This window comes from Janibacter sp. RAF52, from assembly GCF_052114035.1.
Classification (GTDB): domain Bacteria; phylum Actinomycetota; class Actinomycetes; order Actinomycetales; family Dermatophilaceae; genus Janibacter; species Janibacter hoylei.
In genome coordinates this window covers 216657-228804 of the sequence record NZ_JBFRDY010000004.1, presented here as the reverse complement: position 1 = coordinate 228804, position 12148 = coordinate 216657, and the positions used below count along the sequence as shown (strand labels likewise).

12 protein-coding genes are annotated in these 12148 nt (G+C 74.0%); 5 read left to right on the top strand and 7 right to left on the bottom strand.

All coding sequences use genetic code 11. The features are described 5' to 3' along the window. Positions 1-149: 149 nt before the first annotated feature. A complete protein-coding gene (locus AB4Y78_RS07840) occupies positions 150-1253 on the bottom strand; it encodes a YlbL family protein (RefSeq protein ID WP_441713665.1) in 1104 nt (367 codons plus the stop codon). Positions 1254-1345: 92 nt separating this feature from the next. Between AB4Y78_RS07840 and AB4Y78_RS07835 the strand changes: the two genes are divergently transcribed. The 4 genes from AB4Y78_RS07835 to AB4Y78_RS07820 all read left to right on the top strand — a co-directional run bounded on the left by AB4Y78_RS07835 (position 1346) and on the right by AB4Y78_RS07820 (position 5746). Further along, positions 1346-2803, top strand: coding sequence for a zinc-dependent metalloprotease (locus tag AB4Y78_RS07835; protein ID WP_265231208.1), 1458 nt, complete (start codon positions 1346-1348; stop codon positions 2801-2803). After that, positions 2800-3348 carry an NUDIX hydrolase gene (locus AB4Y78_RS07830; RefSeq protein ID WP_259908685.1) on the top strand — a complete coding sequence of 183 codons (549 nt, stop codon included), beginning with the start codon at positions 2800-2802 and terminating at the stop codon, positions 3346-3348. The genes AB4Y78_RS07835 and AB4Y78_RS07830 overlap by 4 nt, the downstream gene beginning before the upstream one ends. A 134-nt stretch (positions 3349-3482) precedes the next feature. Beyond that, positions 3483-4439 (top strand): TOMM precursor leader peptide-binding protein, encoded by a 957-nt coding sequence (locus AB4Y78_RS07825; protein ID WP_441713663.1) that lies wholly within the window; start codon positions 3483-3485, stop codon positions 4437-4439. Beyond that, on the top strand, positions 4436-5746 hold the full coding sequence (locus tag AB4Y78_RS07820) for an ABC1 kinase family protein (RefSeq protein WP_441713662.1): 1311 nt from the start codon (positions 4436-4438) through the stop codon (positions 5744-5746). Before AB4Y78_RS07825 ends, AB4Y78_RS07820 begins: the two co-directional genes overlap by 4 nt. 132 nt (positions 5747-5878) lie before the next feature. On the opposite strand, the gene AB4Y78_RS07815 is transcribed toward AB4Y78_RS07820, so the two are convergent. The 6 genes from AB4Y78_RS07815 to nudC form a co-directional block, all read right to left on the bottom strand. Next, positions 5879-6454: an HhH-GPD-type base excision DNA repair protein gene (locus tag AB4Y78_RS07815; protein WP_007929878.1), complete on the bottom strand. Its 576-nt coding sequence runs from the start codon at positions 6452-6454 to the stop codon at positions 5879-5881. Between the two features lie 127 nt (positions 6455-6581). Further along, positions 6582-6710, bottom strand: a complete 129-nt coding sequence (locus AB4Y78_RS07810; RefSeq protein WP_441713661.1) for a hypothetical protein — start codon at positions 6708-6710, stop codon at positions 6582-6584. 26 nt (positions 6711-6736) lie between these two features. Further along, on the bottom strand, positions 6737-7015 hold the full coding sequence (locus AB4Y78_RS07805; protein WP_441713660.1) for a WhiB family transcriptional regulator: 279 nt from the start codon (positions 7013-7015) through the stop codon (positions 6737-6739). Positions 7016-7127: 112 nt separating this feature from the next. Further along, the gene (locus AB4Y78_RS07800) at positions 7128-7295 is read right to left on the bottom strand and encodes a hypothetical protein (protein WP_441713659.1); all 168 of its coding nucleotides are present in this window, start codon (positions 7293-7295) and stop codon (positions 7128-7130) included. A 123-nt stretch (positions 7296-7418) separates the two neighbouring features. Continuing rightward, positions 7419-9569 carry an ATP-dependent DNA helicase UvrD2 gene (locus AB4Y78_RS07795; protein WP_441713658.1) on the bottom strand — a complete coding sequence of 717 codons (2151 nt, stop codon included), beginning with the start codon at positions 9567-9569 and terminating at the stop codon, positions 7419-7421. Further along, entirely contained in the window at positions 9566-10513 is a 948-nt protein-coding gene (nudC, locus tag AB4Y78_RS07790; protein ID WP_007929881.1) for an NAD(+) diphosphatase, read from the bottom strand. The genes AB4Y78_RS07795 and nudC overlap by 4 nt, the downstream gene beginning before the upstream one ends. 97 nt (positions 10514-10610) lie before the next feature. Between nudC and AB4Y78_RS07785 the strand changes: the two genes are divergently transcribed. Beyond that, on the top strand, positions 10611-12116 hold the full coding sequence (locus tag AB4Y78_RS07785; protein ID WP_441713657.1) for a phosphotransferase: 1506 nt from the start codon (positions 10611-10613) through the stop codon (positions 12114-12116). Positions 12117-12148: the final 32 nt, after the last annotated feature.

Sequence of the window (12148 nt, the reverse complement as noted above, 5' to 3'; positions counted from 1 at the left end):
ACAGGCGCCCGGAAGACCGCATTTGCCTAGGGAGATGCGCAAGGGGTCCACATTTCCCTAGGGAAATGCGCCGGGGTCCGTATTTGCCTAGGGAAATGCGCCGGGGTCCGGATTCGCCTAGGCAGATAGCACGAAGGGGGCGGGCCGGGTCAGCGCGCGACCACGTCCTCGCACGTGGCGAAGTCCGCGGTCTCCCCCTTCGCGATGTCGTCGACGGCCTCCGTGGCGTCGTCGAAGTCACCCACCGGCACCACCGTCAAGCCCTCCGGCACGTGGCCGACGACGTCACCGCAGTTGCTCTCCGGCGCGAGGAACCACCGCGCGCCGGCGTCGTGGGCGCCGACCATCTTCTGCGCGATGCCGCCGATCGGGCCGACCACCCCGGCATCGTCGATCGTGCCGGTGCCGGCGATGCGCTGGCCACCGGTCATCGCGCCCGGGGTGAGGCGGTCGCGGACGGCGAGCGCAAACATCATGCCGGCGCTCGGCCCGCCGACCCGGCCGGCGTCGATGCGCACCTCGACCGGGTAGTCGTACTGCGGCTCCACGCCGATGCCGACCCCAGCGCGGCCACCCCCGAGGTCGGCCGTCGTGAGCTTCACGGTCCGCAGCCTGCCGTCGCGGCGCACGACGATCTCGACGTCGTCACCGGGTGAACGGTCGGAGATCTCGTCGACGATGTCGGCGACGGTGCGGGTGCGGCTGCCGTCGACGGAGACGATCTCGTCCTCGAGCTCGAGCTTGCCCTTGGCCGGCAGCTTCGTCGCGATCGAGCCGACGACGTTGACCTGGGGCACCGTGGCGCCGGTGCTGCGCAGGCCGACGGCGATCGAGTTCTTCTGCGAGCCCTGCATCTGGGCGGCATTCATCTCCTCGATCTCCTCCTCGGAGGTGTCGGCCGGGAAGAGCTGCTCCTCCGGCACCACCCGCGAGTCGTCGTCGAGGTGGCCCATGACCCACTCCCAGCCGCTGATGTGCCGCTCGGGCCCACCGACCACGCGGACGGTCGTGAAGTACAGCGACCCCTCCGTCGGGTAGGTCTTCGCGCCCTTGACCGCGACGAGCGAGGACCCGTCGTCGAGCGTGCCGAGGGTGTCGGTGACCGGGCCGGGCCGCTCCACCGCGTACGGCACCTTGATGAGCATGCCCGCGAGGACGACGATGAGCAGCAGGAAGGAGACCACGAGGATCCACCGGGCGATGCGTTCGCTGCGCGGGACGGTGCTCTTGACCGGCTGGACCGGGTGGGTCACGGGACCTCCTGGCCCGGGTGGGAACCATCCGGGACCGCTCGTGGTTGGGTTGAAGGACAGCACATCCTCTCAGGAAGAGACGAGACGCCGACGTGAGCAACGACCCCAGCACCCCATCCGGTTCCCCCGGGGACGACGGGCTGCCCCCGGAGATCATGCGGATCTTCCGGGACCTCAACGGCGGCCGTGACCTGCCACCCCAGCTCGTCGAGCAGCTGCGCGCGATGGGGATCGCCGACGCCGACCCCGCACAGGTGGCCGCCATGACCTCGCAGGTCAAGGCGATGTTCACCCCCGGCGCCATGTCGAAGGGAGTGGACGTCACCTCCGCGGTGACCGCCGCCCGCAAGGTCGCCGAGGGTGACGACGGGGCGGGCGACCGCACGATGGGCGAGCGCGAGCACGGTCTGGCCGACCAAGCGGTGCGGGTCGCCTCGCTGTGGCTCGACCAGGTGACGGACCTGGAGGCGCCCGCCCTCACCGGGGCCGCCCTCTCGCGCACCGACTGGATCGAGGCGACGATGCCCGTGTGGGCCTCGCTTGTCGACCCGGTCGCCGACGGGCTGTCCGGCGCGATCCGCACGTCGATGACCTCGCGACTCGACGAGCCCGGCGCCCCCGACCTGCAGGCGCTGGGGCTGCCGGCGGGCATGGACCTGTCCGCACTCCAGCAGCAGCTCGCTCCCTTCGTCGACACGATGGCCTCGCAGCTGATGACGGCGCAGACGGCCGAGGCGGTCGGGGCGCTGTCGGCGGACACCCTGACCGCGACGGAGGCCGGCGTCCCGCTGCTCACGACGCAGGTGGGGCTGCTGCCGGGCAATGTCGCGGCCTTCGCCGAGGGGCTGGAGGTCTCGCTCGACGAGGTGTGGCTGCACCTCGCGGCCCGGGAGGCGGCGCGGATGCGTCTCTTCACCGCGGTGCCGTGGATCGGTCCGCAGATCCTCGCGGCCGTGCAGGCCTACGCGCGGGGCATCGCGATCGACACCGACGCGATCGACGCGGCGGTCCGCGAGGTCGACCCCTCCGACCCGGTGGCGCTGCAGGAGGCGCTGACCGGCGGCTTCCTCAACCCGAGCCCGACGGCCGCGCAGGAGCAGGCGCTCGTCCAGCTCGAGACCTGGCTGGCTCTCGTCGAGGGCTGGGTCGAGCACGTGGCCGCCCGCGCGACCGACGCGCACCTGCCGCACACGGCCGCGATGACGGAGACGATCCGCCGCCGGCGCGCCACGGGCGGACCGGCCGAAAAGACCTTCGCCGGGCTCGTCGGCCTCGAGCTGCGCCCGCGACGGCTGCGCGACGCGGCCAACATCTTCGCCGCGCTCGAGGAGCGCGTCGGGGCCACCGGCCGCGACGGCGTGTGGGCCCACCCGGACGTCGCGCCGACGGGCGCAGACCTCGACGACGTCCTCGGCTTCGTCGAGCGCACCGCCGCCGGGGGCTCGTCCGCGAGCGACGACCTGGACGCAGCGCTCGAGTCGATCCTGCGCGAGGCTGACGAAGGGGGCTCTGCCGCAGGCGGATCCGGCGCCTCCCCCGACGGCCAGTGACGACGCACGCGCACCTCGACGCTGACCTGCGCGAGCTGCTGTCGGGCTGGGTCGCGCCCACGGCGGAGCAGGAGGCGCTGCGACGCGACTACCTCGCGCACCTCGACGCGCACGAGCAGGCGAGCGCCAAGGCGGGCCCGCCGGCGCACTTCACCGCCTCCTGCCTCGTCGTCGACGAACCCCGCGAGCGGGTCCTGCTCACGCTGCACCGCAAGGTGGGGCGCTGGCTGCAGTTCGGCGGGCACATCGAGGCCGACGACGCGAGCGTCGCCGAGGCCGCGCTCCGCGAAGCGGTCGAGGAGTCGGGCCTGCCCGCCGGCGCGCTGACCCTGCTCCCCGGGCCGGCGCAGCTCGACCGGCACGCGCTCGGCTCGGGCTTCACCCGCTGCACCGAGCACCTCGACGTGCGTTGGGTGGCGGTGGCCGCCGCCGGCAGCGAGCCGATCGTCTCCGAGGAGTCTTTGGACGTCGCCTGGTGGCCCGTCGACGCCCTGCCGCCCGACCTCGACGCCTCGATCCGCGAGCTGCTCGCCGCATCTGCCTAGGCACATCACCGCCACCCTGCGCATTTCCCTAGGGAAATGCGCACGTCGGGAGGGCCTGTGGATGACGCCGCAGCCGTCGCCACGATCTGCGCCAAGGTGGTCCCCACCCCCACCGAGCGAACGAGCGAGCGGCGATGCACCCACCTCCCCACCCACCACGCGGGGCGGCGCTGCGCCCCCTTCGCCGGCCCGACGGGAGCGTCCAGCTGGGCGTCGGTCCGCGGTCTCTGCGTCTGGTCGGCCTCGCCGACGCCGAGGTGCGCTGGCTCAGCACACTCGACCCCGACCGGGCTCTCACCGAAGCCGTCACCGCCGCCGCCCTCGAGAGCATCGAGCCGGCACGAGCCACCCTCGTCCTCGACCAGCTCGTGGCCTCCGGGCTCCTCGCACCGGTCGCCGACACCGGGCTGCCCCGCGTGGCGATCGTCGGGTCCGGCGCCCTGCCCGCCCTGCTCGCCGACGTCCTGCGGCAGGGCGGGCAGGTCGAGGTCACCCGGGTGCGCCCCGGTGGCGAAGGGGGTCCCCGGGACCTTGCCGTCGTCGCCAGCCCCGCACCTGCCGACCCCGCTGCGGTGCACCCCTGGCTCGCCGTCGGCACCCCGGTGCTGCCGCTGTGGTGCCAGCCCGCCCACGCGAGCATCGGCCCAGTGATCAGCCCCGGAGGTCGCCCCTGCCTGCACTGCCTGGACCTCACCCGAGTCGGGGTCGACCCCGACTGGCCCTACCTGCGAGCTCAGCTCACCCGCCCCCGGGTCGCGGGTCCCGAGCCGGCCGACGGCCTGCCCGCCGTCCGCCTGCTCGCTGCCGGCCTGACGACCGCACTCGTGCTCGACCACGTCGCCAGACGGCTCGGGACACCAGAGTGGTCCTTCGAGGTGGCGATGCCCGGGCCCACCCTCGAGCGTCACCGCTGGCCGGCACACCCCCGCTGCCCCGAGTGCGGCGACGAGGTCACGCCGGCCGACGAGGCCGAGCCGACCCTGGGGGTGGTCGGGTCGGGCGAGCGCCCGGAGGCCGGCGACGCGACGACGACGCCCCCGACGTCCGGGTCCAGCACCCGTCCAGCCCGGGACGACACAATGGCCGGGTGAACCAGATCCCCCGTGGAGCCGCCGGTCGTACCGCGCGGCTCGCCTCGCTGCCGCTCGGCCATGCCGGGCGCAGCGCCCGTGGCGTGGGCCGGCGCCTGACCGGCACCCCGGCCGACGTCGTCAGCGAAGAGATCCAACGCCGCACCGCGGAGCAGCTCTTCACCGTGCTCGGCTCGCTCAAGGGCGGCGCGATGAAGGTCGGCCAGGCCCTCTCGGTGCTCGAGGCCGCGATGCCCGAGGAGATGGTCGGGCCCTACCGCGAGATGCTCGTCCGCCTGCAGGACGCGGCTCCCCCGATGTCGACGGCCGAGGTCCACGAGATCCTCGCGCGTGACCTCGGCCGGCGCTGGCGAGACGAGGTGAGCATCGAGGACCGGCCTGTGGCCGCCGCCTCCATCGGGCAGGTGCACCGCGGGGTGGCCGCCGACGGACGCACCGTGGCGGTGAAGCTGCAGTACCCCGGCGCCGACCGGGCGCTGCGCTCCGACCTGCGTCAGATCGCGCGGCTCGCCCGCGTCGCGACGACGTGGATGCCGGCGATCGACATCAAGCCCGTGACCGACGAGCTGCTCGCCGCTGCCGACGAAGAGCTCGACTACGGGCTCGAGGCGGCCAACCAGCGGGCCTTCGCCGAGGCCTACCGTGACGACCCCTTCGTCGCCGTGCCCGATGTCGTCCTGCAGACCCGGCACGTGCTCGTCGGCGAGTGGGTCGACGGCGCCTCCCTCGGCCAGGTCATCCGCGACGGCGACCAGGACGTGCGCGATCGCGTCGGGCAGCTCTACCTCGAGTTCCTCCTCGAGGGGCCCGGCCGGGTCGGGCTGCTGCACGCCGACCCGCACCCCGGCAACTTCCGGCTGACCCCCGACGGTCGTCTCGGGGTCATCGACTACGGCGCGGTCGCCCGCCTGCCCGACGGCATCCCCGACGTCGTCGGCCGCCTCGTGCGGCGGGCACTCGACGGCGACGCCCAGGGAGTCCTCGACGGGCTGCGCGACGAGGGTTTCGTCCTGCCCGGCATCGAGGTCGACGCCCACGAGGTGCTCGCGTACGTCCTCCCCTTCGTCGAGCCGCTGCGCGAGCCCGAGCACGCCTTCACCCGCGAGTGGATGCGGGGTGCGGCCCGCGGCGTCACCGACCTGCGTGCCCCGGAGTTCGCCACCGGCCTGCGGCTGAACATGCCGCGCGAGTACGCAATGATCCACCGCGTCTTCGTCGGGGCGACCGGCGTCCTCAGCCAGCTCGAGGCCACGATCCCCGCCCGGGCGTCGATGGAGCGTCACCTGCCCGGCTTCGCCGACGCCTGATCCACCCGACCTGCGCATTTCCCTAGGGAAATGCGGGCGGAGGGTGGCATTTCCCTAGGTAAACGCGGGCGGAGGGTGGCATTTCCCTAGGGAGATGCGCAGACCGGGCCGACGAAGGGGGCGCAGCGGCCCCTAGGACTTCGCGGCCTTGGCCTTCGCCTTGGCGGCCTTCTTGTAGTCCCGCACCTCCTGCAGCGAGGTCTCGTCGGTGACGTCGGCCACGGAGCGCCGCGAGCCCTCCTCCGCGTAGGGGCCGATCGCCTCGCGCCAGCCGTCGGGACGCACGCCCAGCTGCTTGCCGAGGAGGGCGGCGAAGATGCGCGCCTTCTGGTCGCCGAAGCCGGGCAGCGCCTTGAGGCGGCGCACGACCTCCGCCGTCTCGACGCCGGTCCAGATGCGCGTCACGTCACCGTCGTAGTCGTCGCGCACCGCGGCCGCGACCGCCTGGATCCGCCCGGCCATCGAGCGGCCGTACCGGTGCACCGCCGGCGGCGTCGCACACAGGTCGGCGAAGGCCTCGGGGTCGGCGTCCGCAAGTCGCGCCGGGTCGAGCGAGCCGAAGCGCTCCTTGACCTTGGCCGGCCCGGCGAAGGCCCGCTCCATCGGGAACTGCTGGTCGAGCAGCATGCCGACGAGCAGGGCGAAGGGGTCCGACGACAGCAGCGCGTCCGCGCTCTCGTCCTGGGCGATGCGCAGGGATCTGGCCATGGGCTCCAGCCTGCCACGACCCTCCCTTCGACCGCCCCACCGACGACAACAGGCCCCACCCGGGGCATCGGGTGGGGCCTGTCGGCCTCTCGGGCGGAGTCATAGTTGACACCGCCGCCGGTCGCGCTCATCGGAAGCTCAGGTGAGCGGGTCGGGGGTTCTGCCGGCGGGCGAGCAGCTCGCGCCGCTCGGCCTCGGGGACGTAGGCCAGCGGCCGGTCCGTCGCCCGCGGGCGGGGCAGCTTGGGGAACTTCATGTCGGTGCCTCCTCTCGTCATCTCGCTCAGGCGGGGATGGGGTGCTTGCGGGGGCGGCCGCGGGGCCGCTTGCGGGGGATGACCCGGCCGGCGTCGAAGAGCTCTCCGCCCCAGACGCCCCAGGGCTCGCGCCGCTCCAGCGCGCCGTCGAGGCACATCTGCTGGAAGCGGCAGTCCTGGCACAGGGCCTTGGCGTACTCGACGCCTGCCGGGGTCTCGGCGAACCAGATCTCGGGCTCCTCCGCCTGGCAGGGCGTGAGGGTGCTCGTCCGGTCTATCGGTGGGTGGGTGGTCAGTGCGGTCACGGGGTTCTCCTGGCGCGGGGTGGTGCGTCGAGCTGTCTGGGGGGACGACAAAAGCCGCGGTTCCCGGTGTGGGATGCCGCGGCCTGTGAGGAGACCTGTGAGTCCGTCTGGTCTAGACGGCAGGTCCTGCAGGGCGCGGATCCACGACGAAGGGGGCCTTCTGGGCGGCGGCGGTGCGGCCGCGATCGGTGAAGACGCCGGTGGCGCCGCAGATGAGATCTGCGGACGGCACGAGGGCAGCACCGGACATCGGGATGAGGTTCATCGTGATGTTGTCCATGGGTCCTGCCCTCCTCTCGTCAACGCGCTCTTCGGATCACACGCGGTGTCCGACTGACAGGAACCAACGTAGACCACCCTCCGAGGGCCTGCCAACCGAATTAAATCTTCGGTCTTCGCCGGCTCAGGCCTCAGGTTCTCCGGCGGATGCCGCGGCGACCTCGTCAGGGTCCGCTCCACCGACGACGGCGAGCACCTGGTCGGCGTAGAGGGAGAGCTTGCGCGGGCCGACCCCGCTGATCGCCGAGAGGTCACGCTGCCCGGTCGGCTCGGCCTCGGCGATGGCCTCGAGCGTGGCATCGGTGAAGACGACGAAGGCCGGCACGGACGCCGCACGGGAGACGGCCAGGCGCCAGGCGCGCAGGCGCTCGAAGGTCGCCTCGTCGTAGGTCGGCGGGCAGTCGGGGCAGCGACCGGAGGCCCGCTCGGTGGCGGTCGCGAGCTCGGTGCCGCACACCTTGCACACCTTGGGGCGGGAGGGCTTGAGCGGGCCCGACCCGCGGGAGGAGCTGCTGCGCTTGGGGGTCGAGCGAGCGCCCTCCCCGAGGATCGAGGCGGTGTGGTCGAGGAATCGGCTGACCCGTCGGCTCGAGCGGGCGCCGGGGTTGCGGGCGCGCGACCACGACAGGTGGAGCACCTCGCGGGCACGGGTCACCCCGACGTACATGAGGCGCCGCTCCTCCTCGATCTCCTCGACGCCTTCGGCCATGGTGATGGGCAGCAGCCCGTCGGAGCACCCGACGAGGAAGACGACGTCCCACTCCAGCCCCTTGGCAGCGTGCAGCGACGCGAGGGTCACGCCCTCGACGTCCGGGGCGTGCTGCGCGGCGATCCGCTCGTCGAGGTCGCGCACGAGCTCGGGCAGCCGGGCCTCGGGGCTCGCGGCAGCCAGCCGGGCGGCGAGGTCGACGAGTGCCTTGAGCGACTCCCAGCGCGAGCGCACCGCGCCGGTGCCGGAGGGCGCGTCCTCGTGCCAGCCCATGCCGCCGAGCACGTCACCGACGAAGGCCGGCAGCGGCTTGCTGCCGTCGTCGGTGCGGGCCGCGCCACGCAGCAGGAGGATCGCCTCGCGGACCTCCGAGCGGGAGAAGAAGCGCTCGCCGCCGCGCACGAGGTAGGGCACGTCGGCGTCGGCCAGCGCCGACTCGAAGGCCTCGGACTGACCGTTGGTGCGGAAGAGGACCGCGATCTCGCGCAGCGCCCGGCCCTGCCCGACCAGTTCCTTGACCTTGGCCGCCACCCACGCGGCCTCCGCCGGGTCGTCGTCGAGCGCGGTCAGCTGGGGCGGGGGCCCCCCTTCGCGCTGCGGCACGAGCTCGACGGACCCTCCCCGCCGCTGCCCGTTGGTGTCGGTGAGCATCCGGTTGGCGAGCGCGAGGACCGGCGGGGTGGAGCGGTAGTTGCGCACGAGGCGCACCGTGCTCGCCCCCGGGTGGTGGCGGGTGAAGCTCAGCAGGTGCTCGGGGGTGGCGCCCGTGAAGGAGTAGATCGTCTGGGCGGGGTCGCCCACGACGCAGATGTCGCCGCGCCCACCGAGCCACAGGTCGAGCAGGCGCTGCTGGAGCGCGTTGACGTCCTGGTACTCGTCGACGACGAAGTGCCGGTACTGGTCGCGCACCGTGCGGGCGATGTCCTCGCGCTCCTCGAGGATGCCGACGGTGAGCAGCAGGACGTCCTCGAAGTCGATGACCCCCCGCTCGCCCTTGACGTCCTCGTAGGTCGAGATGAGCCGGGCCATCGCGGTGTGGTCCATGCCGGGCGGCTCGCGGCGGGCCCGCCGGGCGGCCGCGGCATAGGTCTCGGGGGTGAGGAGCGAGACCTTGGACCACTCGATCTCGGAGGCGACGTCACGCAGCTCGGATCGGTCGAGTCGCATGCCCATGCGGGAGGCGGCCTCGGCGACGGCGGGGATCTTCTGCGCCATGACCTCGGGCGCGGCACCGCCGATGGCCTGCGGCCAGAAGTAGTGCAGCTGTCGCAGCGCGGCCGCGTGGAAGGTCCGCGCCTGCACCCCGACGACCCCCAGGTCACGCAGCCGGGTGCGCATCTCGCCGGCCGCGCGGGCGGTGAAGGTCACCGCCAGCACCCGCTGCGGCTGGTAGGCGCCCGAGCGCACCCCGTAGGCGATGCGGTGGGTGATCGCGCGGGTCTTGCCGGTGCCGGCACCGGCGAGCACGACCATCGGTCCGCTGGGGTTGGCGGCGACCTCGCGCTGCTCGGGGTCCAGAGCGTCGAGGATGTCGTCCGCGGACTGCGGGCCGGTCACGTCGATCACCCGGGCAGCCTCTCACCCTCCCCCGACACCTCGTCCAACCGCTGCCCGAGCCAGCCCTCGATGAGGCGGCCCGAGATCGACAGGCGCCCCGCCGCGCGCACGTAGCCGTCGAGCAGCTCGCGGCGGAAGTCCTCGCGGGTGAACCAGCGCGCCTCGGCGATCTCGTCGGGCTGACAGGTCAGCTCGGTCGTCGTGGCGCGAGCGGTGCAGCCGAGCATGAGCGAGGCGGGGAAGGGCCACGGCTGGTCGGCGACGAAGCGCACGTCGGTCACCGACACCCCCACCTCTTCGCCGACCTCGCGGGCGACGGCACCGGCGATCGTCTCGCCGGGCTCGAGGAACCCGGCGAGGACCGAGAAGCGCCCTTCGGGCCAACCGACGTTGCGGGCGAGGAGCAGGCGGTCGCGGTCGTCGGTGACGGCCATGATGACCGCAGGGTCGGTCCGCGGGTACTGCTCAGCGCCGTCGTGCGGGCAGCGTCGCACCCAGCCCGCCTGGGCGACGTCGGTCGGCTCGCCGCAGCGGGGGCAGCGCGGGTGGCGCACGTGCCAGTTGGCCAGGCCGAGCGCGGTGGCGAAGAGGGTGGCCTGCGCCGCGGGCAGGTCGGCGGCGACCTCGCGGAGGCTGGCGAAGGGGGCGGCGTCGAGACGTTCTTCGCGCGGCACGGGTGTCCCGGGCGGGGTGGGGCGGCAGACGGCGAGGTGCGCGGTGCCGTCGAGCCGGCCGAGGTAGAGCAGGAGGCCGTCGGCGTCGCCGGGCCGGGGCGCCCGCAGCGCGAGGGTGCGGTCGGGCTCGAGGGCCGCGCGGTCGCCGACCAGGTCGAGCACGCGGGTGGCGGGGTCGGCGAGCAGGGTCTCGAGCAGCCCCGGCTCGCTGCGCGCGGGACCGTCCCGGTCGATGGCGGAGGCGGTCATGGGCAGGTCGTGCATCGGGTCGTGGTCCACGCTCCCCACCCTAGGGAGGTCCGCGGGACCGGGCTGGATCGGTCGGCGAAGGGCGTTGCTCCCCAGTTCGGCGGCCCGCGCCTCGTACGGTGGGCGGGTGACCTCTCGTGGACCGCTGACTCTCGCCGCCCTGGCCAGCGCTGCCGTGCCCGGCCTCGACCCGACCTCCGTCGAGGGGGTCGTCGGGACCGGACCCGCGCGTCCCTACGACGTCGCCTTCGTCCAGGACCACGAGCACCGCCGCTGGGTCATCCGCTGCCCGCGCACGCCCGCGGCCTCCGCCGGCCTCGAGCAGTCGGCCGCGCTGCTGGCCCTGCTGAGCCGTCGCCTGACCATGCCCGTCCCGGCCGTCAAGGGCTGGGTCCCGCTGCCCGAAGGGGGCCGCGCCGCCGTCAGCGCCTACCTCACCGGCCGTCGGGTCGAGCTGGCCTCGATCGCCCCGGGCTCCGCGCTCGCCTCCGGTCTGGGGCGCGCCCTCGCCCAGCTGCACAACCTCGACCGACGCATCTTCGAGGAGGCCGGGGTGCCGGTCTACGAGGCGGAGGCCTACCGGACGCGTCGCCTCGCCGAGCTCGACCGGGCCGCCGCGATGGGGCGCGTGCCCACGGGTCTGCTCACCCGCTGGGAGCGCACCCTCGAGGACCTGTCGCTGTGGCGTTTCACGACGACACCGACGCACGGGGCGATCGCCAGGGGCACCGTCCTCGCGACCCCGGACGACGGCGAGGAGCCGGAGATCAAGGGCTTCCTCGGTTGGGAGTCGGCCCAGGTCGCCGACCCGGCCGACGACCTCGCCGCGCTCGTCGACGAGCTGCACCCCGAGGCCCTCGACACGGTCATGGAGGCCTACGCCCACGCCCGTGCCGACCGCCCGGACCGTCACCTGCACCGGCGGGCCCGACTCGTGCACGAGATGTCGCTCGTGCGCTCGATGATGACGGCCGTGGCCGCCGGCGACGACGAGGCCGCCGAGGACCTCGCCCGGCAGCTGCGTCGCCTCGACGACCGGCTCGCCGACGAGGAGGACCTGGCTCCCGCACCGGTCGGTGGCGCTGCGGCAGGGTCGGCCGCCGACGAGGAGACCACGGGGGACGACGCCCCCGCCGCGCAGGAGACGACCGAGGGGTCCGAGCAGAGCGGTACGGCCGAGGCGGCACAGGCCGAGGCGTCCGAGCAGGACCCGACCGCGCAGGACCCGACCGAGCCGGACGCAAGCCAGCCGGACGCGGCCGAGGCGGACCCGACCGAGCCGGACGCGAGCCAGTCCGAGGACACCCCGCACGGCGAGCTGGAGCCCGACGCTGCCGAGTCGGACGAGGCCGTCGAGATCGAGCACGTCGGCGAGCCGACCCCAGCCACCCCGACACAGGCCGGCACCGACTCCACGATCGAGCCCACCGCCAGTCAGCCCGGTGCCGACTCCGACGCCGGCCCCGAGGACCGCACCTCCGGCGCGCCGACCGAGGCGCCCGGCGCAGCCACCCCCGAGCGCCCGCGCACGCAGGTCCGGCTCGGTCCCCCGAGCGACCACGAGACCGCGGAGATCACCCCGCTCGTCGGTGACGACGGCGACGACGTCGTCCCGCCCTCGCCGCGCGGCTGACCGGCGTCACCGGCGCGGCCTGTGGGCCCCGC

Bases quoted from the DNA above. Each gene is read 5' to 3' on its own strand.
- AB4Y78_RS07800 (WP_441713659.1), bottom strand. From the start codon at position 7,295: ATGGACAACATCACGATGAACCTCATCCCGATGTCCGGTGCTGCCCTC.
- AB4Y78_RS07815 (WP_007929878.1), bottom strand. From the start codon at position 6,454: ATGGCCAGATCCCTGCGCATCGCCCAGGACGAGAGCGCGGACGCGCTG.
- AB4Y78_RS07825 (WP_441713663.1), top strand. From the start codon at position 3,483: ATGCACCCACCTCCCCACCCACCACGCGGGGCGGCGCTGCGCCCCCTT.
- AB4Y78_RS07810 (WP_441713661.1), bottom strand. From the start codon at position 6,710: ATGAAGTTCCCCAAGCTGCCCCGCCCGCGGGCGACGGACCGGCCGCTG.